We start from the raw sequence: 19,614 nt of genomic DNA on the forward strand, positions 1-19,614 counted from the left end.
TTCGTATCAGACTGGCATAGGTTTTATGAGTGTTCTTGCTTACCGACGGGACATCGATGGCCTGCGCGCTGTCGCCGTACTCGCTGTGGTGCTGTTCCATTTTGGAGTGCCGGGCGTTACCGGCGGCTTTGTCGGCGTTGATGTGTTCTTCGTGATTTCGGGGTTCCTGATCACTTCGATCATCTGGCGTGAGCGCCAGGCAGGGCGCTTCAGTTTCGTCGAGTTTTGGGCCCGTCGTGCCCGGCGCATCCTGCCGGCACTATTTGTCATGATGGCAGCCGTGTTGGTGGTAGGCTGGTTTCTGCTCGCGCCCAAGGACTACGAAGAGCTGGGACGGTCCGTGCACTATCAGGTGATCTTTACCTCCAACCTGCTGTTTGCCCGCCAGCATGGTTATTTCGATGTGTCCTCCGATATCAAGCCCCTGCTGCACACCTGGTCACTGGCGGTGGAGGAGCAGTTCTACATCCTTTTCCCGCTGCTGCTGACGTTGCTTTCGAGCCGCCTGAAACATTGGCGCCTGGTGCTGTTCGGGGTATTGCTGGTGTCGTTTGGCATGAGTCTCTGGGCAGTGGTCCATCAACCGCAGAAGGCGTTTTTCCTGTTGCACCTGCGGGCCTGGGAGTTGCTCGCCGGCGCGATGCTGGCGGTGATGCCCCTGCGTGACTGGCGCGCATCGCCCGCATTGGCCCAGGCGGTCAGCCTGGTGTCGATGGCGCTGATCCTGATCGCCGTGTTCGGCTTCGATTCCACGACGCCATTCCCCGGGGCTGCCGCCTTGTTGCCGGTACTGGGGGTGGTTGGGCTGATCTGGGCCAATGGGCAGCAACTCACGTGGGTGGGGCGCCTGCTCGGTTCACGCCTGATGGTGGGGGTGGGACTGGTTTCCTACTCCTGGTACCTGTGGCATTGGCCTGTGTTCGTATATGCCAGCTATGCCGCTATCGATGGCCTGAGCGCCCCGGAGTTGGCCGGGTTGATGCTGCTGAGCCTGGTGCTGGGCTATCTGTCCTGGCGGTTCGTGGAAACACCGTTTCGGGAAAAACGCTTGCTGGCCGGGCGCAAGGCGATTCTGGCAGCCGCTGGTGCCGGCATCTTGTGCCTGGGCCTTACAGGCGTGGCGTTGCGCGAGGCTGATGGTGTGCCGTCGCGCTTGTCCGAGCAGGCGCTGGTTTATGCCCAGGCGAAAAAGTGGAGCCCGGCATTGATGGCCTGCATGGCGGACAAAAACACCCCCGATGACCGACTGTTCTGTCACTTCGGCCCTAAAAACAGCGCCGTGTCCGCGCTGGTGTGGGGTGACAGCCACGCCACTGCGTTGATCCCGGCGCTGGAAGAGGCGGCAAAGCGGCACGATATCAGCCTTGTGGAAGCCAGCTTTGCCGGTTGTGTGCCCTTGGATGGCCTGGAAAATATTGCCCGCTGTGCCCACTTCAACCGTCGGGTCGAGAAGGCGATGACCGAACAGTCGTTCAGCGATGTGGTGCTCGCCGCACGGTGGAGCCTGTATCTGTATGGGCAAATGTCGGGTGACAAAGAGCATGCGCTGAAGGACCCCGGAACCGGCAAGTACGTGCGGGCTGTGGCCGAACGGCGCTTCGCCCAGGGTTTGCGCGAGCGGATCGCGGGGTTGCGTGCGGCTGGGCATCGGGTCTGGTTGGTCAAGGAAGTGCCGTTGCAGGAAATCATCGTGCCTTACCGCCTCAGCCGCTTGGCAATGATGAATCGGTCCGTGAAGGATGAAGGGCTCCCGGTGGCGGAGCACCTCAAGCGCCAGGCGTTTATCACCCGGTTGTTTGACGAACTGGCGGCCGCCGACAGTGGCGTATCGGTGTTGGACCCGGCGCCTCTGCTGTGCGCCGAGGACGGGCTGTGCCGGGTCGAGCTCAATGGCCGTGCGCTGTACACCGACGATAACCACCTCTCGGATGTGGGCGCGCGACACATCGAGGCGTTTCTGGAACCGCTGTTCAGTTCGCTGCAATCACGGGGGGCGACGGCCAATTAAGCTGCCAGCCGTCCTCAGAGCAGGTAGGATGTACGCCTATTTTACGGGTGGCATGGTTAATGAAATTCAAGGATCTTCGGGATTTCGTGCAGCAACTTGAGCAGCGCGGAGAGTTGAAACGTATCCAGATGCCGATTTCTCCGGTGCTGGAAATGACTGAGATTTGCGACCGTACCCTGCGCAACAAGGGCCCGGCGCTGCTGTTCGAGAACCCGACCGGCTTTGATATCCCGGTGCTCGGCAACCTGTTCGGCACGCCTGAGCGCGTGGCGTTCGGCATGGGCGCCGAGTCGGTCGGCGAACTGCGCGAAATCGGCAAGCTGCTGGCGTTCCTCAAGGAGCCCGAGCCGCCCAAGGGTCTGAAGGATGCCTGGTCGAAACTGCCGATCTTCCGCAAGATCATTGCCATGGCGCCCAAGGTGGTCAAGGACGCGGTGTGCCAGGAAGTGGTCATCGAAGGCGATGACGTCGACCTGGCCATGTTGCCGGTGCAGACCTGCTGGCCCGGCGATGTCGGTCCGCTGATCACCTGGGGCCTGACGGTCACCAAAGGCCCGAACAAGGACCGCCAGAACCTTGGCATCTACCGTCAGCAAGTGATCGGCCGCAACAAGGTGATCATGCGCTGGTTGAGCCACCGTGGTGGTGCGCTGGACTTCCGTGAGTGGTGCGAAAAACACCCGGGCAAGCCGTTTCCGGTATCCGTGGCCCTGGGCGCTGACCCGGCCACCATCCTCGGCGCCGTCACGCCGGTGCCGGATAGCTTGTCCGAATACGCCTTCGCCGGCTTGTTGCGTGGTAATCGCACCGAGCTGGTGAAGTGCCGTGGCAATGACCTGCAAGTGCCGGCCACCGCCGAAATCATCCTTGAAGGCGTGATTCATCCCGGCGAGATGGCTGATGAGGGCCCGTACGGCGACCACACCGGCTATTACAACGAAGTCGACAGCTTCCCGGTGTTCACCGTCGAGCGCATCACCCACCGGATCAAACCGATCTATCACAGCACCTACACGGGGCGTCCGCCGGATGAGCCGGCGATTCTCGGCGTGGCGCTCAACGAAGTGTTCGTGCCGATCCTGCAAAAGCAGTTCCCGGAAATCACCGACTTCTACCTGCCGCCGGAAGGCTGTTCGTACCGCATGGCCGTCGTGACCATGAAGAAGTCGTACCCGGGCCATGCCAAGCGGGTAATGCTGGGTGTGTGGTCGTTTTTGCGACAGTTCATGTACACCAAGTTCGTTATCGTCACCGACGACGACATCAACGCCCGCGACTGGAACGACGTGATCTGGGCCATCACCACGCGCATGGACCCCAAGCGCGACACGGTGATGATCGACAACACGCCGATCGACTACCTCGACTTCGCCTCGCCGGTGTCGGGCCTGGGCTCGAAGATGGGCCTGGACGCCACCCACAAATGGCCGGGTGAAACCACCCGCGAATGGGGTCGGGTGATCGTCAAGGATGAAGCCGTCACGGCCCGTGTCGATGCGATCTGGAAAGAATTGGGAATAGATTGATGCGTGTGACCCTGCAACCTTCCGGCGCCATTCTGGAGCTGGTTCCTGGTGAGCGAATCCTCGAAGGTGCGCGCCGCCTTGGCTACGAGTGCCCCCAGGCCTGTCGCAACGGTGTGTGCCATGTGTGTGCGGCGCTGCTGGTGGAAGGCCGGGTGCAACAGGCGGGCGAAGTGCGCGATCACGGCGAGTTCTACACATGCATCGCGGAGCCGCTGGAAGATTGCATTGTGTTGTGGGATGGCGTGCTGGCGCCGGGAGAGTTGCCATTGCGCAAGTTGTCGTGCCAATTGAGTGAGTGCGTGGAAGTGGGTGGCGATGTGTGGCGCGTGCGCCTGCGGGCCCCTGCCGGCAAGGCCGTTCGTTACCACGCTGGGCAATACCTGATGATCGAACGGGATAATGGCGAAAAGTCGGCGTTTTCCCTGGCCTCGGCGCCACACGCCGGGCGCGAGTTGGAACTGCATGTGCTGGCCCGCGAGGACAGCGCCCGCAACCTGCTCGAGCAATTGCAGCGCAACCAGATGGCCCGCGTGGAACTGCCCTTCGGCGACACTCACCTGGCCGAACTGCCGGACGGGCCGCTGGTGCTGATCGCTGCCGGCACCGGCATGGCGCAGATGCACAGCCTGATCGAACATTGCCGTGCGTCCGGCTTCAAGCACCCGGTGCACCTGTACTGGGGCGTGCGCCGGCCAGAAGACTTCTACGAGATCGAGCATTGGGATCAGTGGCGTCAACTGCCCAACCTGTTCCTGCATAAGGTCGTGAGCGACGTGTGCGGTTGGGAAGGCCGCTGCGGCTTGCTGCATGAGGCTGTGTGTGAAGACATTGCCGACCTGAAAGCCGTGCACGTCTACGCCAGCGGTTCACCAGCGATGATCTACGGTACCCTCGATGCATTGGTCGAGGCCGGCATGGACGCGCATCAGATGCGCGCCGATGTATTCGCCTACGCGCCGCGGCCCTGAGGCCGATCACGCAAATCACTGCGATACACTGATCCACCTGTGGGAGCTGGCAAGCCAACTCCCACAAGGATTTGTGGGTGCTTTTAGAAACGCACGCCGGCCGTCACCATCGCCGCGTTGAACCCCAGCAACACCAACTCCGCCGCCACTGGCCCATAGTGGGTGCCCACGGACGGAATGATCACCGGTGCCACGCCATACCGATTCAGCGGGATCTTGTCGCGGTACTCGCCGCGATACCCCTGGATCACCCCACCTGTCAGCTTCAAATACACCGGATAGTCGGTCATGTCGTAGCGCTTGCCCGCGTAGACGTAGTACGACCGCTGGCTGAACGAATTGCGGAACGTCGCTCCGCCTATCACCAATCCTGATGCCTGGTTGCGTTCCAGGCCGATCAGGCCCTGATGGTTGTTGTGATCCGGGTCTGGGGAAAAGTGTCGGGTGTAGACGCTGGTCTGGGCGTACCAGAAGCCTTTGTCGTCTTCGGTGGTGGGTACTTCAGCGGCCAGTGCAGTCGTCGCCTGGGCGAGAAGCAGCAGGCCGGGCAGTCGGAATTTCTTCATGGGTGCGACCTCGATAGTCGATTGGATGGCGGCTAGGTGGGTCGTGGTGTGCGCACTATTTTGACGGCTCGACGCGAGCCCAGGCTGAACCGGGCCTGAAAGTACAGGGATTGACGGGCGCAATCCTGACGGGCGGAGCGCCGTGCTTATACTTTTGCTTATTCTTTTAAGGTATTTAATTTATTTAGTAGATATCTTTAGGCTATATCGCAACGGACTACCGAATTTCTTTCAATCACCAATAACTGACCGCCACCGCCCGCCAGCCGGATCGATCGCAGGAACTCAGAGCATCGACGTTCTGATTTTTGATTCACAGGGGAGCGGTATGGGGAGCTACAAGAAACACGCGTTGTACACGGCGATTTTGTCGGCGAATTTGCTGACCGCTGTGGGATTCAATCCCGTCTCGGCCGAAGAAACGGCCAGTGCTGATACGCCCAAACTCGACACCGTGATTGTCACCGGTACCCGCGCCCAAGAGCGCACGGCCAGTGCTTCGCTGTCGCCTATCGATGTGATTTCCGGCGATACCTTGCGCAGCACCGGTTCCGATGAGTTGGGGGCGGTGCTGGCGCGTCTGATTCCGTCGATCAACTTCCCGCGCCCAAGCCTGGTGGACGGTGCCGAGCTGGTGCGTCCTGCGCAATTGCGTGGCCTGTCGCCCGACCAAGTGCTGGTGCTGGTCAACGGCAAGCGTCGCCACACCAGTGCGTTCGTCAACCTGGGCGGTGCCGTGGGCCGTGGCTCGGCGCCGGCGGACTTGAACGCCATCCCGGTGTCGGCAGTGGACCACATCGAAGTACTGCGTGACGGCGCTTCCGCCCGCTACGGCTCGGATGCGATTGCCGGGGTGATCAACGTGATCCTCAAGCACGCCGACCATGGTGGCTCCATTACCAGCAAGTTCGGCGAGTACAAAAAAGGCGACGGCATTCAGCGCAATCTGGCGGGCAATACGGGCCTTGCGCTGGGGGATAACGGTTTCATCAACCTGTCGGGCGAAGGCGCCGACAACGATTACACCAACCGTGCCGGCAGGGATTTTCGTCCGGCCAGCGTGGGTTCGACCACCTACGGTCAGCAGGTTTTCCGTCAGGGTGAGCCGGCGACCCATCAGGGCAAGCTGTTCTTCAACGGGGAATACACCTTCAACGACGCGGCCGAGCTGTACAGCTTTGGGGGTTACAGCAAGACGCGCGGCGAGACAGCGGCGTTTTACCGGGCGAGCAATGCGTCCAACAATATTCCGGCACTCAACCCCAATGGTTACTTGCCGCTGATTCGCGGCGATGTGGAAGACACCTCGCTGGCGGTCGGTTTGCGTGGGCTGCTGGCGTACGACTGGCACTACGATGTGTCGGTCAACTACGGCAAGAACCAGTACCAGATCGGTACCGAAACCATCAACACCTCGCTGGGCCTGGCCACGCCGCGCAAGTTCGACAACGGCACCCTGGTCAACGACCAGAAGCAACTCAGCCTGGACCTGTCCCGCGAGTTCAGCCTGGGCTGGCTGCCGTACCCGGTGTCGGTGGCTTTTGGTGGCGAATACCTGGACCAGGGCTACCAGATCAAATCCGGCGATCCGGCGTCCTACTTCCAGACCGGCAGTTCGGGCCTGGGTGGTTTCCGCGATGCCGACGCAGGCACCAGCTCGCGCCACAGCTGGGCGCAGTACCTGGACCTGGAAACCAACTTCACCGAAAAACTCAGCGCCTCGGCGGCGGTGCGCCATGAGGACTACAGCGACTTCGGCTCCAACGTCAGCGGCTCGCTGTCGGCCCGTTATGACTTCACCCCGCAGGTGGCATTACGCGGCAGTATCTCCAACGGTTTCCGCGCACCGTCCCTGGCCCAGCAGAACTTTGCCTACACCTCGTCGCAGTTGATCGGCAACACTATCCAGGAGGCGGGCACCTTTCCGGCGAACAGCCAGGTCGCACGCCTGCTGGGCGCCGAAGACCTGAAAGCCGAGAAGTCGCGCAACTACAGCCTCGGGCTTGTACTGGAACCCACCGACAACCTGACGCTGACCGCCGATGTGTACCGCATCGACATCCGCGACCGCATCAGCCTGTCCTCCAACCTGACGCTCAACCCGGCAGCCATTGCCTATTTGCAGGCCAACGGCGTCGGCAACATCAACTACACCACGGCCCGTTACTTCACCAATGCGACCGACACCAGTACCGACGGCGTCGACCTGGTGGCCAACTATCGCTATCAGTTCGATAACGGTATCCGCTGGAACAGCACCGTGGGCTACAACTACAACCACACCAAAGTCACCGACGTGAAAGCCAACCCGGCGATCCTCGACAGCCTTGGGGTGAACCTGTTGCGGGTGGACCGTCGCGAGCGCATTGGTTTGTTGGGCGATACCACGCCCCAACACAAGCTGAGCCTGGGCAACGACTTCACGTTCGGTAACTGGGCGTTGCACAGCAACCTGGTACGTTACGGTGAATTCACCAGCTACCAGGCCGACAAGGTCAACGACCAGACCTTCAAGGCGGCCTGGGTACTGGACCTTTCGGCGGACTACAAGTTGAAGAACTGGACCTTCACCCTGGGCGGCGACAATGTCACCGATAAATACCCTGAAAAGGTCAATGCGTTCGCCAGCAGCGGCGGCAACCTCGCCTATAGCACTTTTTCGCCGTACGGTTACAGCGGCGCGTTCTATTACGGTAAAGTTGCCTATAACTGGTAATACGAAGGAGACCTAAGCGATTCGCCATGGCCGTCATTGAATCCGATCTTTTGCAATTGGCTTACCCCCCGCGGCTCGATCTGGGGCCGCAACTCACTCACGAACAGTTGATGAGCTCGATGCAGGCCACCATGGCCCGGCACAAGGGTGGGCCGGTCTGGTTATTCGCTTATGGTTCGCTGATCTGGCGCCCGGAATGCTCGTCGACCGAGCGCGTTCGGGCACGGGTCCACGGTTATCACCGGGGCCTCTACCTGTGGTCGCATGAGCATCGGGGTACGCCGGAACTGCCCGGGTTGGTGTTCGGCCTGGATCGCGGCGGTTCGTGCAGCGGGTTTGCCTACCGCTTGCCGGAAGATCAGTTGGAAGCGTCGCTTTACGCGTTGTGGTGCCGCGAAATGCCTTATCCCTCCTATCGCCCCCACTGGCTCAGCTGCCGCCTGGAAGATGGCAGTCAGGTGCAGGCACTGGGGTTCGTCCTGGAGCGGCATTTGCCCAGTTACGCCGGCAACCTGCCCGACATCGTGCTCAATCACGTGTTGGAAAGCGCTTGCGGGCGTTACGGTACCACCCGCGATTATGTCGAGCAGACGGTTCACGCCCTGCGCAGCCACGCCATGCCAGACAAAAATCTGGAGGCGCGGCTCAAGCGGTGTGCCAAGGATTGCTCAGGCGGCGCTTAACGCGCTGCGCTGATGCTGTTGGTGTGTCGCAGCGTTGGCAGCAGGAATGCGATGGCCAACAGGCACGCGCCGACCAGCAGGACAAAGCCCCCATCCCAGCCAAAGTGGTCAACGGTGTAGCCCATGGCCGCACTGGCGGCTACCGAGCCCCCCAGGTAACCGAACAAGCCTGTGAAACCAGCGGCGGTGCCGGCGGCTTTCTTCGGTGCCAGTTCCAGCGCCTGCAGGCCGATCAGCATCACCGGACCGTAGATCAGGAAGCCGATGGAGAACAGCGCAATCATGTCGATCATCGGGTTGCCGGGCGGGTTGAGCCAGTAGACCAGCGTCGCCACGGTCACCAGCGCCATGAACACCACACCGGTCAGGCCACGGTTGCCACGGAAGATCTTGTCCGACATCCAGCCGCACAGCAGCGTGCCCGGAATGCCCGCCCACTCGTAGAAGAAGTAGGCCCACGAGGTTTTATCCACGTTGAAGTGCTTGGCTTCCTTCAGGTAAGTCGGTGCCCAGTCCAGCACGCCGTAACGCAGCAGGTAGACGAACACGTTGGCGAAGGCGATGTACCACAGCATTTTGTTGCGCAGCACGTATTTGACGAAGATTTCCTTGGCGCTGAATTCTTCTTCGTGGCTGGCGTCGTAGCCTTCCGGGTAATCGTTCTTGTACTCCTCGATCGGTGGCAAACCTACCGATTGCGGGGTGTCGCGCATGGTGATGAAAGCAAACGCCGCCACCAGCAATGCCACAGACGCCGGCACATAGAATGCGGCGTGCCAGTCGTTGAACCAGCCCATGCCCAGCAGGAACAGCGGGCCGATCAGGCCGCCGCCGACGTTGTGCGCCACGTTCCATACCGATACCACGCCACCGCGTTCCTTCTGCGACCACCAGTGCACCATGGTGCGCCCGCTTGGCGGCCAGCCCATGCCCTGGGCCCAGCCGTTGATGAACAGCAAAATGAACATCATGGTCACGCTGGACGTCGCCCAAGGTGCGAAACCGAAAATGAACATGACGCCCGCCGATACCAGCAGCCCGAAGGTCAGGAAGTAGCGCGGGTTGGAGCGGTCGGACACCAGGCCCATCAGAAACTTGGACAAACCGTAGGCAATGGCGATGGCCGACATGGCCAGGCCCAGTTCACCACGGGTGTAACCCTCGTCGATCAGGTAAGGCATGGCCAGGGAAAAGTTCTTGCGCAGCAGGTAGTAGCCGGCATAGCCAAAGAAAATACCGGCGAAGATCTGCCAGCGCAGCCGTCGGTAGGTACTGTCTATCTTTTCTTCAGGCAGGCGAGCCTGATGTGCGGCGGGACGAAAGAAAGCAAACATTCAAGAGCTCCAGATTTCTTGTTTTGACTGCGGATGCGAATGTTACAGTTTCGTTACCGAAAATAGCATCGCCTCTTATCTGCAAACACAGGAAAAATGAGCAATTGCATGTTCTCTTATGAACATGTCGCTAATGGATAAGTGTGGGTCGCGATTGGATTTTGCAGACGCTGGAGCTCAATCGTGGGAGCTGGCTTGCCTGCGATGGCGGTCTTTCAGTTTCATAGGTGAGAACTGGCCCACCGCTATCGCAGGCAAGCCAGCTCCCACATTAATTGCATTTCAAGTCCGTCAGCGGGTTTGGACGACAACTTTTCCGACAGCCTTGCGTTGTCCCAGGTCATTGATCGCTTGGGCGGCGTTTTCGAGCGGGTAAACCTGCGACACCAGGGGCTTTAATTTACCTTCGGCGTACCAACTGAATAGTTGCTGGAAATTCGCCGCATTGTCCTGTGGTTGGCGCTGGGCGAACGAGCCCCAGAACACCCCGACCACCGATGCGCCCTTGAGCAGCGCCAGGTTCACCGGCAATTCCGGGATGCGTCCGCTGGCGAAGCCCACTACCAGCAGGCGGCCGTTCCAGGCGATGCCACGCACAGCCTGGTCAAACAGGTCGCCGCCCACCGGGTCGTAGATCACATCGACGCCATTGCCGTCGGTCAGGCGCTTGATCTCGTCTTTGAGGCTGGCTTCGCTGTAGTTGATCAATTCGTCGGCGCCCGCTGCCTTGGCCGCGGCGAGTTTGTCGGCGCTGCTGGCGGCGGCAATCACTCGGGCGCCCATGGCCTTGCCGATTTCCACGGCTGCCAGGCCCACGCCGCCGGAAGCGCCGAGCACCAGCAGGGTTTCACCCGATTGCAGGTGAGCCCGTTGTTTCAGGGCGTGCATCGAGGTGCCGTAGGTCATGCTGAAGGCTGCGGCGGTGTTGAAGTCCATGCTCGGCGGGATCGGCAGCACGTTATATCCGGGCACCGCGACCTGCTCGGCAAAGCTGCCCCAGCCGGTCAGTGCCATGACTCGGTCGCCGACTTTGAGGTGGCTGACCTTTTCCCCCACTGCACTGACTACGCCTGCCGCTTCGCCGCCAGGCGAGAACGGGAAGGGCGGCTTGAACTGGTATTTGCCTTCGATGATCAGGGTGTCCGGGAAATTGACCCCGGCGGCATGCACGTCCAGCAGGATTTCGTTCTTCTTGATCGCCGGGCTGGCGACGTCTTCCAGCTCCAGGGTTTCGGCGGGGCCGAAGGCTTTGCACAGCACAGCTTTCATCGGACTATTCCTTTTGGCGTAGTGGCCGATAAGTGTAGGAGGGTACGCCTGCGGGTCAACGAGCATGCCCGGGCCTGATAGGCCGCCATAAGCTTGTACTCAGCCTTGCTAGCGTTATGCTAGCGGGCAACCGAATCGAGGAATGAACTGTGAAAGCGTGGATCCCATTGTTGCTGGCCCTGACCCTTCCGATGGCAGCCCAGGCCGAAGAAGCGAAAGAGGGCGAGGCACCGAAGGTCAGCTACATCAGCCTGACGCCGCCGTTCGTGGGCAACTACGGGCTGGACGGTACGGCCAAACTCAAGGTGTACAAGGCCGACATCGCCCTGCGCGTCACCGGGCCCGAAGCGGCGGCACTGGTCAAATCCAACGATGCGTTGATTCGCAACCAGTTGGTGGCGCTGTTCACCCAACAGACCAACGAGACCATGAGCACCGTCGAGGGCAAAGAGAAGCTGCGTCAGGAAGCGCTCAAGCAAACCCAGCAAGTGATGAACGACGAGACCGGTAAGCCGGTGGTGGAAGACCTGCTGTTCAACAACCTGATCATTCAGTAACGCTTCACCGCAAACCGACTACCGCCGCCCATTGTTCGGCGGTCACCGGCATTACCGATAGCCGACTGCCCTTTTGCACCAGCGGCAGCTCGGCCAGGGCCGTTTGCTGCTTCAGGTAGCCGAGGCTCAGGACCTTTGGAAAGGTCTCGACATGGGCCACATTGATGGCGCTCCACGGGTTCTTTTCTGCGCTGGCCTTGGCGTCGAAGTAATGACTTTGCGGTTCCAGTGCCGTCGGGTCCGGATACGCCGCCTCGATGATTTTGCCGATGCCGGCAATGCCCGGCTCCGGGCAGCTTGAGTGATAGAAGAAAAATTCGTCGCCCACTGCCATGGCACGCAGAAAGTTGCGCGCCTGGTAGTTGCGTACTCCGTCCCAGCGGGCTTCCCCGAGGGTTTCCAGACCTGTGATGGAGAGTTCGTCGGGCTCGGATTTCATCAGCCAATAGGCCATTTTCGGGCTCCTGAAATAGGCAGTGGGCAAGTTGTCAGGCAATTTGATGACAAACCGACAGTCGGTTGGCGCCAAGGTTTGCGTGTTGGTTCACGTTACCGCAAAATGCCGGGATTTTAAGCTTGACGCAGCTGCAACGGACTACTTTGGAACGTTGTTGTCATCGTGTACGAGATGCCTGAAGGGGGGCAATCGATGCAACGTAAACCGGATTTGCTATGGATTTTGGTGATTTTGTTTGGTCTGGGCGTCGTGACCACCGGGTATGCGCAGAGCTTGTGGTCGAACAAGACCGATGCGCCTGTTGAGCTGGCTCAGCAGAAGCTGCAACCGTTCAAGCGTTAACCTTCCTCAGGATGTCGCGGGCTCCTGCGACGTCTGTGCTATATACCACTGCTTATCGGTGAGGGTGCCTGCCAACGGCACATCCCAGCTCGCCTGTATCAGCCGTTCGACTTTCTGACATTCATGGGCCAGACCCAACAGCGTCGGCTTGCGCCAGTTCTGGCGGCGTGCCAGGTAAGCCAGGCTGCGGTCGTAAAACCCTCCGCCCATGCCCAGGCGCCCGCCGGTTTCATCGAATCCCACCAACGGCAGCAGCACCAGATCCAGCGCCCACACCTTGCGTTGTCGTTTGAGATTGACCCGGGGCTCGAGAATTCGAAAGCGATTGGGCCGCAGTTTTTCCCCGGGGCGGATCCGCTGAAACACCATCTTGGTTCGCGGCCAGGCGCTCAGCACCGGCAGGTAGGTGAGCTTGCCCCGACGCTGAGCCGCACGCAGCAGCAGGCGCGGGTCGATTTCACCGTCCGTGGGTAGATACAAAGAGATATGTTTGGCTCGGCGAAACAGCGGGTGCTGTGCCAGTTGCCGGAACAGGCCATGGGCGGCCTCGCGCTGCTCGCTCGGCGTGAGGGCGCGGCGGGCCTTGCGCAACATGCGTCGAAGTTGCGGACGGGAAAGCGGCGCAGGTTCGGTCATGGTTTTTCGGCTCATAAAACAATGCCAGTCCTAGGACTGGCATTGAGTTTGGAATTCAGGCTCCCCGACAGAGCCGCTGTCGACTTAGCCCTTGAACCCGAAAGTTCAAGGTGGAAGAAGCAGTAGGCTTTAAGGCTTTCCGTCTAGCGGACATGCACACCAGCCCAACGTGCAACTTCCAGGGTAGTGCGAATCGGCTCAGGGACATCGCCGACTGGCAAACACGCCAGGGAGTGGGGGCGAGTATACCTTAAACCGTCGCGGCAATCAGCCCTTGGGTGCGTCTGAATCGCTGGAAAGCACCAGATCCACGCGCTCGAGCAAGTCACGCACCTGCTCGCGGGTCGAACCGCTGGTCGGCACGTCCGGGCGTTCCTGCTTGTGCAGCAGGTCATGGGTGATGTTAAGCGCGGCCATCACGGCGATGCGGTCGGCGCCGATGACTTTGCCGCTGCTGCGGATTTCACGCATCTTGCCATCCAGGTAGCGGGCAGCGCTCACCAGGTTGTTGCGCTCTTCCTGGGGACAGATGATCGAATATTCTTTGTCGAGGATCTGCACGGTGACGCTATTGCTTGAACTCATGAGTCTTGCTCCAGGGCCTTCAGGCGCGAAATCATCGATTCGACCTTACGCCGGGCGATTTCGTTTTTTTCAATGAGGTGAGCGCGTTCCTCGCGCCAGGTCTTTTCCTGAGCTAGTAGGAGTCCATTTTGACTCTTAAGTTGCTCGACCCGATCAATTAGCAGTTCGAGTCTGGCCATCAGCGCTTGCAGGTCGGTGTCTTCCATTGGGTTCCACTGGATTTGTCTGATGAATGGCAACTGCAGGATAAACGATCTGACGCCCTTGATAGTCTTGGAACGTCTGCCGGTGCTAGGATACAGCGCTCCATTCTAGACATTGCGCCGTCTGGCGCCTAGCTCACCATGCCCATTCAGAACTCCCCGTACGATGCTTTTTCCAAACTGCTGAGCACCAGTGGCCACCCCTGCTCGCCTGCCGAACTGCATGGCGTGTTGTTGGGCCGTAGCTGCACCGGTGTCGGCTTTGACGCCGACAACTGGCTGGCCGACGTTGCCGAACTGCTGGAAACCGAACCGGCCGATAACGTGCGCAATGCGCTGATCGGCCTGCAGGAAATGGTCAAGGGCGAGCTGACCGGTGATGACGTCACCGTGGTGCTGTTGCTGCCTTCCGACGATGCGCCGCTCGCTGAGCGTGCCCTGGCGCTGGGTCAATGGTGCCAGGGTTTTCTCCACGGTTTTGGCGTGAACGCGGCCGGCCTGGAACTGAGCACCGACGCCAAGGAAGTGTTGCAGGATTTGGCAGCGATTTCCCAGGTGCAAGATGCACTGGAAGAGTCCGAAGACGGCGAAAGCGACTACATGGAAGTGATGGAATACCTGCGCGTCGCCCCGCTGCTATTGTTCACCGAGACCCGCAAGTCGGCTGAGCCCGCGGCTCCCAAGCCTTCGCTGCACTGAGTAAGGAAGTCCATCTGCCCATGATTCATATCCCCAGAGCGGAATACACCCGGCGCCGCAAGGCGCTCATGGCGCAGATGGAACCCAACAGCATCGCGATCCTGCCGGCCGCCGCCGTGGCCATCCGCAACCGTGATGTGGAGCATGTGTACCGCCAGGACAGCGACTTCCAGTACCTCAGCGGCTTCCCCGAGCCGGAAGCGGTGATCGTACTGATGCCTGGTCGCCAGCATGGCGAGTACGTGCTGTTCTGCCGCGAGCGCAATGCCGAACGCGAATTGTGGGACGGCCTGCGCGCCGGCACCGAAGGTGCGGTGCGGGACTTCGGCGCCGACGATGCGTTCCCCATTACCGATATCGACGACATCCTGCCCGGCCTGATCGAAGGCCGCGACCGGGTGTATTCGGCCATGGGCAGCAATGCCGAATTCGACCGGCATCTGATGGAGTGGATCAACGTGATCCGTTCCAAGGCCCACCTTGGCGCCCAACCGCCGAACGAATTCGTTGCGCTGGATCATCTGCTCCACGACATGCGCCTGTATAAATCGGCGGCAGAAGTGAAGGTGATGCGCGAAGCTGCGCGAATCTCATGCGCCGCCCATGTGCGTGCGATGCAAGCCAGCCAGGCCGGGCTGTATGAGTTCAGCCTGGAAGCCGAGCTGGATTACGAGTTCCGCAAGGGCGGCGCAAAAATGCCGGCCTATGGCTCCATCGTTGCTGCCGGGCGCAACAGTTGCATCCTGCATTACCAGCAGAATGACGCGCTGCTCAAGGACGGCGACCTGGTGCTGATCGACGCGGGTTGCGAGATCGACTGCTACGCCAGTGACATCACGCGGACCTGGCCGGTCAACGGCAAATTTTCCCCCGAGCAGAAGGCGATCTACGAGATTGTGCTGGCCTCTCAGGAAGCCGCCTTTGCCGAGATTGCCCCCGACAAGCACTGGAACCAGGCCCATGAAGCCACGGTGCGGGTTATCACCGCCGGGTTGGTAAAGCTGGGGCTGCTGCAAGGTGATGTCGACGAGTTGATCGCCGGCGAAGCCTATAAAGCGTTCTACATGCACCGCGCCGGCCATTGGTTGGGCATGGATGTGCACGACGTGGGCGAGTACAAGGTGGGCGGTGAATGGCGTGTGCTGGAGGTGGGCATGGCATTGACTGTGGAGCCGGGGATCTACATTTCACCGGACAACCAGAACGTGGCAAAGAAATGGCGTGGCATTGGCGTACGCATCGAGGACGACGTGGTGGTGACCAAGCAAGGCTGTGAAATCCTGACCGCCGGCGTACCCAAGGCGGTCGCCGACATCGAAGCCCTCATGGCGGCAGCCCGATGAGCCGCGTCAACCTGGCCATTATCGGCGGCGGGCTGGTAGGTGCCAGCCTGGCGCTGGCATTGCAGGCTGGAGCCAGGGCCCGTGGCTGGAATATCGTGCTTATCGAACCGTTCGCGCCGGGAGACCACTATCAGCCGAGCTACGATGCGCGCTCTTCGGCGCTGTCCTACGGCGCTCGGCAGATCTATCAACGCTTGGGCCTGTGGTCGGCCATTTCCCGCCGCGCTGAGCCGATCAAGCAGATTCACGTGTCCGACCGTGGGCGCTTCTCCACCGCGCGTTTGTCCGCGATGGAAGAGGGTGTGCCTGCGCTGGGCTATGTGGTGGAAAACGCCTGGCTGGGCCAATGCCTGTGGCAGGGCCTGGATAAAGATGTAGTGAGTTGGCGCTGCCCGGCGGAAGTCACGCGCATGGAGCCGTTGTCCGATGGCTATCGTCTGACCCTCAACGATGAAACCGTGCTGGAATGCGACCTTGCGGTACTTGCCGATGGCGGCCGTTCCGGCTTGCGCGAGCAACTGGGCATCGGTGTAAAAACCCGCCCCTACAACCAGAGCGCGCTGATCGCCAATATCACCCCAAGCGAAGCCCACAATGGCGAGGCGTTCGAGCGCTTCACCGATGAGGGCCCGATGGCCTTGCTGCCCTTGCCGGACAACCGCTGCGCCTTGGTATGGACCCGCCTGGGCATGGACGCGCAGCGCTTGGCCAGCCTGGATGAGCGCAGCTTCCTGAGTGAATTGCAGGGCGTGTTCGGCTATCGCCTGGGTACGCTCAAGCAAGTCGGCGCCCGTCATCTGTACCCGCTGACCCTGGTGGAGGCCGAAGAGCAAGTACGCTCGCACCTGGTCGTGCTCGGCAATGCCGCCCACAGCTTGCACCCGATTGCCGGACAGGGTTTCAACCTGTCCCTGCGCGATGCCAGTGCCCTGGCTGAAGCCTTGCTGGCCGGTCCGGCGGTGCCCGGTGACTTGGCAACTTTGCAGGCCTACCGCGAGCGTCAGCGCCAGGACCAGGCGCTCACCATCGGCTTCTCCGATCAGGTTACGCGTCTGTTTGGCAGCGCCCAGCCCTTGGTCGCGCTGGGCCGCAACATGGGCCTGCTGGGCCTGGAGTTGCTGCCGCCGGCCAAACGCTGGTTCGCCCGTCAGGCCATGGGGCTGGGTACGCGCCCGGATGCCTGACGCAAACCCTTTTATTTTCCGGCGGCGCAGGCCGCCCGTGAGACAGGCTTAAAAGCATGGACATGCGCGCAGATGTGCTGATTGTCGGGGCCGGAATGGTCGGAAGCGCCCTGGCGCTGGCATTGCAAGGCAGTGGTTTGCAGGTGCTGTTGCTCGACGGCAGCGCGCTGAGCGTCAAACCGTTCCAGCGTGACACGGCGTTCGAGCCGCGCGTGAGCGCTTTGTCGGCGGCCAGCCAGCGCATCCTCGAGCGCCTGGGCGTGTGGGGCGGCATCGTCGAGCGGCGCGCCAGCCCCTACGGTGAAATGCAGGTGTGGGATGGCAGCGGCACCGGGCAGATCCACTTTTCGGCGGCCAGCGTGCATGCCGACGTGCTCGGGCATATCGTCGAAAACCGTGTGGTCCAGGATGCCTTGCTCGACCGCCTGCACGACTGTGATCTGGGCCTTCTGGCCAATGCGCGCCTGGAACAGATGCGTCGCTCCGGTGATGACTGGCTGCTGACCCTGGCCGATGGCCGTACCTTGCGCGCACCGCTGGTGGTGGCGGCTGACGGTGCCAACTCCGCCGTGCGCCGCCTGACCGGCACGCCCACCCGTGAATGGGATTACCTGCATAACGCCATCGTCACCAGCGTGCGCAGCAGCCAGTCGCACCAGCGTACGGCGTGGCAACGTTTCACCGACACCGGCCCGCTGGCCTTTCTGCCGCTGGAGCGAGAGGGGCAGGAAGACTGGTGCTCGATCGTCTGGTCGACTACGCCGGCAGAGTCCGAACGCCTGATGGCGCTGGATGACGAAGGCTTCTGCCGAGCACTGGAGCGCGCTTTTGAAGGTCGATTGGGCACCGTGCTCAGCGCCGACCCACGGGTGTGCGTGCCGTTGCGCCAACGCCATGCCAAGCGCTACGTGGCTGAAGGCCTGGCGCTGATCGGCGACGCAGCCCATGTGATTCACCCGTTGGCGGGGCAGGGCGTTAACCTGGGTTTTCTCGATGCGGCGGTGTTGGCCGAAGTGCTGTTGGCGGCCACTGAGCGCGGCGAGCGCCTGGCGGATGTGAAGGTCTTGAGCCGTTACGAACGCCGGCGCATGCCGCATAACCTGGCGTTGATGGCGGCGATGGAAGGATTCGAGCGGTTGTTCCAGGCCGATCAACTGCCACTGCGCTGGCTGCGCAATGCCGGGCTCAAGATGGTCGACCAGATGCCCGAAGCCAAGGCCGTGTTCGTACGCCAAGCCCTCGGCCTGACCGGCGACCTCCCGGACCTGGCCAAACCTTAAGACGAGCGCCGTCCCCTGTGGGAGTGGGGTTGCCCGCGAAGAGGCCATCAGCCCCACTCTAAATCCCACTCATGCAACATCTGGTAACGCCTCCGCCAAGCGTTACCAAATGTGAGTCCTTATCATTTGCCCTCTTTTGCAAATGAGAGACTGCCCCCCATGCTGGCATCCAAGCGCCTCCTGACTGCCCTGGCACTCACCCTCATCGGCAGCACCGCCGCACAGGCCGCCGATGAAGTGGTGGTCTACTCCTCGCGTATCGACGAATTGATCAAGCCGGTGTTCGACGCCTATACCCAAAAGACCGGCGTCAAGGTGAAGTTCATCACCGACAAGGAAGCGCCGCTGATGCAGCGCATCAAGGCCGAGGGCGAAAACGCCACTGCCGACCTGCTGCTGACCGTGGATGCCGGCAACCTCTGGCAGGCCGAGCAGATGGGCATCCTGCAACCGTTCACTTCCAGCGTGATCGACAAGAACATCCCCCTGCAATATCGCTCCTCGAACCACGCGTGGACCGGCTTGAGCCTGCGCGCGCGGACCATCGCCTACTCCACCGACCGGGTCAAACCGGGCGATCTCACCACGTATGAAGCCCTGGCCGATAAGCAGTGGGAGGGCCGCTTGTGCCTGCGCACCGCGAAAAAGGTCTACAACCAGTCGCTGACCGCGACCCTGATCGAGACCCACGGTGCGGCCAGGACCGAAGAAATCGTCAAGGGGTGGGTCAACAACCTGTCCACCGACGTGTTCTCCGATGACATCGCCGTGCTGGAGGCCATCAATGCGGGGCAATGCGACGTGGGCATCGTCAACACCTACTACTATGGCCGGCTGCACAAGCAGAATCCGGACTTGGCGGTAAAGCTGTTCTGGCCGAACCAGGGCGACCGTGGCGTGCATGTGAACCTGTCGGGCATTGGGCTGACCCGGCACGCACCACACCCGGAAGCGGCCAAGGCATTGGTGGAGTGGATGACTACGCCAGAGGCGCAGAAAATCTTTGCCGACGTGAACCAGGAATTCCCGGCCAACCCGGCGGTGCCGCCGTCAGCGGAAGTAGCGACCTGGGGTAAATTCGTCGCGGATACCTTGCCGGTGGAAGTGGCGGGCAGACGTCAGGCTGAGGCGATTCGGTTGATGGATCGCGCCGGCTGGAACTAAGCTCGCTCTCAACAGTACTCCGGATCAAATGTGGGAGCTGGCTTGCCTGCGATAGCATCACCTCGGTATCACTGATACACCGAGGTGCCTGTAT

The 19,614-nt window shown here is 61.1% G+C and carries 19 protein-coding genes and 1 other RNA gene; 12 read left to right on the forward strand and 8 right to left on the reverse strand.

Features of this window, described 5'->3' with window-relative positions; genetic code table 11:
- Positions 1-25: 25 nt before the first annotated feature.
- Genes ACW9IB_RS21945 through ACW9IB_RS21955 form a run of 3 tightly spaced genes read left to right on the forward strand, consistent with a single transcriptional unit; the run spans position 26 to position 4,502 of the window.
- Positions 26-2,008 carry an acyltransferase family protein gene (locus ACW9IB_RS21945; RefSeq protein ID WP_457415521.1) on the forward strand — a complete coding sequence of 661 codons (1,983 nt, stop codon included), beginning with the start codon at positions 26-28 and terminating at the stop codon, positions 2,006-2,008.
- A 59-nt stretch (positions 2,009-2,067) separates the two neighbouring features.
- Positions 2,068-3,534, forward strand: coding sequence for a 4-hydroxy-3-polyprenylbenzoate decarboxylase (gene ubiD, locus ACW9IB_RS21950; protein WP_457364915.1), 1,467 nt, complete (start codon positions 2,068-2,070; stop codon positions 3,532-3,534).
- Positions 3,534-4,502, forward strand: a complete 969-nt coding sequence (locus tag ACW9IB_RS21955; protein ID WP_457415522.1) for a CDP-6-deoxy-delta-3,4-glucoseen reductase — start codon at positions 3,534-3,536, stop codon at positions 4,500-4,502. Before ubiD ends, ACW9IB_RS21955 begins: the two co-directional genes overlap by 1 nt.
- A gap of 83 nt (positions 4,503-4,585) precedes the next feature.
- On the opposite strand, the gene ACW9IB_RS21960 is transcribed toward ACW9IB_RS21955, so the two are convergent.
- Positions 4,586-5,068, reverse strand: a complete 483-nt coding sequence (locus ACW9IB_RS21960) for a sn-glycerol-3-phosphate transporter (RefSeq protein WP_457415524.1) — start codon at positions 5,066-5,068, stop codon at positions 4,586-4,588.
- Between the two features lie 328 nt (positions 5,069-5,396).
- On the opposite strand from ACW9IB_RS21960, the gene ACW9IB_RS21965 reads away from it, so the two are divergent.
- The gene (locus tag ACW9IB_RS21965) at positions 5,397-7,784 is read left to right on the forward strand and encodes a TonB-dependent receptor plug domain-containing protein (RefSeq protein WP_457415526.1); all 2,388 of its coding nucleotides are present in this window, start codon (positions 5,397-5,399) and stop codon (positions 7,782-7,784) included.
- A gap of 26 nt (positions 7,785-7,810) precedes the next feature.
- Positions 7,811-8,467, forward strand: a complete 657-nt coding sequence (locus tag ACW9IB_RS21970; RefSeq protein WP_457415528.1) for a gamma-glutamylcyclotransferase — start codon at positions 7,811-7,813, stop codon at positions 8,465-8,467.
- Here ACW9IB_RS21970 and glpT read toward each other — a convergent pair.
- Both glpT and ACW9IB_RS21980 read right to left on the reverse strand, forming a co-directional pair.
- Positions 8,464-9,801: a glycerol-3-phosphate transporter gene (gene glpT, locus ACW9IB_RS21975; protein ID WP_457415529.1), complete on the reverse strand. Its 1,338-nt coding sequence runs from the start codon at positions 9,799-9,801 to the stop codon at positions 8,464-8,466. The genes ACW9IB_RS21970 and glpT overlap by 4 nt on opposite strands.
- A 291-nt stretch (positions 9,802-10,092) precedes the next feature.
- Positions 10,093-11,070 (reverse strand): NADPH:quinone oxidoreductase family protein, encoded by a 978-nt coding sequence (locus ACW9IB_RS21980; protein ID WP_457415531.1) that lies wholly within the window; start codon positions 11,068-11,070, stop codon positions 10,093-10,095.
- Between the two features lie 149 nt (positions 11,071-11,219).
- Here ACW9IB_RS21980 and ACW9IB_RS21985 point away from each other — a divergent pair, with 149 nt between their 5' ends.
- Positions 11,220-11,627 (forward strand): flagellar basal body-associated protein FliL, encoded by a 408-nt coding sequence (locus ACW9IB_RS21985; protein WP_457364922.1) that lies wholly within the window; start codon positions 11,220-11,222, stop codon positions 11,625-11,627.
- A gap of 4 nt (positions 11,628-11,631) precedes the next feature.
- Here the strand turns inward: ACW9IB_RS21985 and ACW9IB_RS21990 are convergent, their stop codons facing one another.
- Positions 11,632-12,081, reverse strand: a complete 450-nt coding sequence (locus ACW9IB_RS21990) for an EVE domain-containing protein (protein WP_457364923.1) — start codon at positions 12,079-12,081, stop codon at positions 11,632-11,634.
- Between the two features lie 195 nt (positions 12,082-12,276).
- Between ACW9IB_RS21990 and ACW9IB_RS21995 the strand changes: the two genes are divergently transcribed.
- The gene (locus ACW9IB_RS21995; protein WP_457364924.1) at positions 12,277-12,426 is read left to right on the forward strand and encodes a hypothetical protein; all 150 of its coding nucleotides are present in this window, start codon (positions 12,277-12,279) and stop codon (positions 12,424-12,426) included.
- A gap of 6 nt (positions 12,427-12,432) precedes the next feature.
- On the opposite strand, the gene ACW9IB_RS22000 is transcribed toward ACW9IB_RS21995, so the two are convergent.
- From ACW9IB_RS22000 to ACW9IB_RS22015, 4 genes are all read right to left on the reverse strand, one after another.
- A complete protein-coding gene (locus ACW9IB_RS22000; protein WP_457364934.1) occupies positions 12,433-13,062 on the reverse strand; it encodes a 5-formyltetrahydrofolate cyclo-ligase in 630 nt (209 codons plus the stop codon).
- A 57-nt stretch (positions 13,063-13,119) separates the two neighbouring features.
- Positions 13,120-13,298: non-coding RNA, 6S RNA (gene ssrS, locus ACW9IB_RS22005), on the reverse strand.
- A gap of 31 nt (positions 13,299-13,329) precedes the next feature.
- Entirely contained in the window at positions 13,330-13,647 is a 318-nt protein-coding gene (locus ACW9IB_RS22010; protein WP_457364925.1) for a cell division protein ZapA, read from the reverse strand.
- On the reverse strand, positions 13,644-13,853 hold the full coding sequence (locus ACW9IB_RS22015) for a TIGR02449 family protein (RefSeq protein WP_003177365.1): 210 nt from the start codon (positions 13,851-13,853) through the stop codon (positions 13,644-13,646). Before ACW9IB_RS22015 ends, ACW9IB_RS22010 begins: the two co-directional genes overlap by 4 nt.
- Before the next feature lie 138 nt (positions 13,854-13,991).
- On the opposite strand from ACW9IB_RS22015, the gene ACW9IB_RS22020 reads away from it, so the two are divergent.
- From ACW9IB_RS22020 to ACW9IB_RS22040, 5 genes are all read left to right on the forward strand, one after another.
- Positions 13,992-14,549, forward strand: a complete 558-nt coding sequence (locus tag ACW9IB_RS22020; RefSeq protein WP_457364926.1) for a YecA/YgfB family protein — start codon at positions 13,992-13,994, stop codon at positions 14,547-14,549.
- Positions 14,550-14,569: 20 nt separating this feature from the next.
- Positions 14,570-15,892: a Xaa-Pro aminopeptidase gene (gene pepP, locus ACW9IB_RS22025; protein ID WP_457415532.1), complete on the forward strand. Its 1,323-nt coding sequence runs from the start codon at positions 14,570-14,572 to the stop codon at positions 15,890-15,892.
- Positions 15,889-17,076: a 2-octaprenyl-6-methoxyphenyl hydroxylase gene (ubiH, locus tag ACW9IB_RS22030; protein WP_457415533.1), complete on the forward strand. Its 1,188-nt coding sequence runs from the start codon at positions 15,889-15,891 to the stop codon at positions 17,074-17,076. Before pepP ends, ubiH begins: the two co-directional genes overlap by 4 nt.
- Before the next feature lie 62 nt (positions 17,077-17,138).
- Entirely contained in the window at positions 17,139-18,356 is a 1,218-nt protein-coding gene (locus tag ACW9IB_RS22035) for a 2-octaprenyl-3-methyl-6-methoxy-1,4-benzoquinol hydroxylase (protein WP_457415538.1), read from the forward strand.
- A gap of 159 nt (positions 18,357-18,515) precedes the next feature.
- Positions 18,516-19,520, forward strand: a complete 1,005-nt coding sequence (locus tag ACW9IB_RS22040) for an extracellular solute-binding protein (protein ID WP_457415535.1) — start codon at positions 18,516-18,518, stop codon at positions 19,518-19,520.
- The last annotated feature ends 94 nt before the right edge of the window (positions 19,521-19,614 follow it).

It is taken from the genome of Pseudomonas sp. SDO524_S393, assembly GCF_054071875.1.

What these genes read in the sequence shown, in the direction of transcription:
- ACW9IB_RS21945 (WP_457415521.1), top strand. Translation starts at nt 26, where the DNA reads ATGAGTGTTCTTGCTTACCGACGGGACATCGATGGCCTGCGCGCTGTC.
- ubiD (WP_457364915.1), top strand. Translation starts at nt 2,068, where the DNA reads ATGAAATTCAAGGATCTTCGGGATTTCGTGCAGCAACTTGAGCAGCGC.
- ACW9IB_RS21955 (WP_457415522.1), top strand. Translation starts at nt 3,534, where the DNA reads ATGCGTGTGACCCTGCAACCTTCCGGCGCCATTCTGGAGCTGGTTCCT.
- ACW9IB_RS21960 (WP_457415524.1), bottom strand. Translation starts at nt 5,068, where the DNA reads ATGAAGAAATTCCGACTGCCCGGCCTGCTGCTTCTCGCCCAGGCGACG.
- ACW9IB_RS21965 (WP_457415526.1), top strand. Translation starts at nt 5,397, where the DNA reads ATGGGGAGCTACAAGAAACACGCGTTGTACACGGCGATTTTGTCGGCG.
- ACW9IB_RS21970 (WP_457415528.1), top strand. Translation starts at nt 7,811, where the DNA reads ATGGCCGTCATTGAATCCGATCTTTTGCAATTGGCTTACCCCCCGCGG.
- glpT (WP_457415529.1), bottom strand. Translation starts at nt 9,801, where the DNA reads ATGTTTGCTTTCTTTCGTCCCGCCGCACATCAGGCTCGCCTGCCTGAA.
- ACW9IB_RS21980 (WP_457415531.1), bottom strand. Translation starts at nt 11,070, where the DNA reads ATGAAAGCTGTGCTGTGCAAAGCCTTCGGCCCCGCCGAAACCCTGGAG.
- ACW9IB_RS21990 (WP_457364923.1), bottom strand. Translation starts at nt 12,081, where the DNA reads ATGGCCTATTGGCTGATGAAATCCGAGCCCGACGAACTCTCCATCACA.
- ACW9IB_RS21995 (WP_457364924.1), top strand. Translation starts at nt 12,277, where the DNA reads ATGCAACGTAAACCGGATTTGCTATGGATTTTGGTGATTTTGTTTGGT.
- ACW9IB_RS22000 (WP_457364934.1), bottom strand. Translation starts at nt 13,062, where the DNA reads ATGACCGAACCTGCGCCGCTTTCCCGTCCGCAACTTCGACGCATGTTG.
- ACW9IB_RS22010 (WP_457364925.1), bottom strand. Translation starts at nt 13,647, where the DNA reads ATGAGTTCAAGCAATAGCGTCACCGTGCAGATCCTCGACAAAGAATAT.
- ACW9IB_RS22015 (WP_003177365.1), bottom strand. Translation starts at nt 13,853, where the DNA reads ATGGAAGACACCGACCTGCAAGCGCTGATGGCCAGACTCGAACTGCTA.
- ACW9IB_RS22020 (WP_457364926.1), top strand. Translation starts at nt 13,992, where the DNA reads ATGCCCATTCAGAACTCCCCGTACGATGCTTTTTCCAAACTGCTGAGC.
- pepP (WP_457415532.1), top strand. Translation starts at nt 14,570, where the DNA reads ATGATTCATATCCCCAGAGCGGAATACACCCGGCGCCGCAAGGCGCTC.
- ubiH (WP_457415533.1), top strand. Translation starts at nt 15,889, where the DNA reads ATGAGCCGCGTCAACCTGGCCATTATCGGCGGCGGGCTGGTAGGTGCC.
- ACW9IB_RS22035 (WP_457415538.1), top strand. Translation starts at nt 17,139, where the DNA reads ATGCGCGCAGATGTGCTGATTGTCGGGGCCGGAATGGTCGGAAGCGCC.
- ACW9IB_RS22040 (WP_457415535.1), top strand. Translation starts at nt 18,516, where the DNA reads ATGCTGGCATCCAAGCGCCTCCTGACTGCCCTGGCACTCACCCTCATC.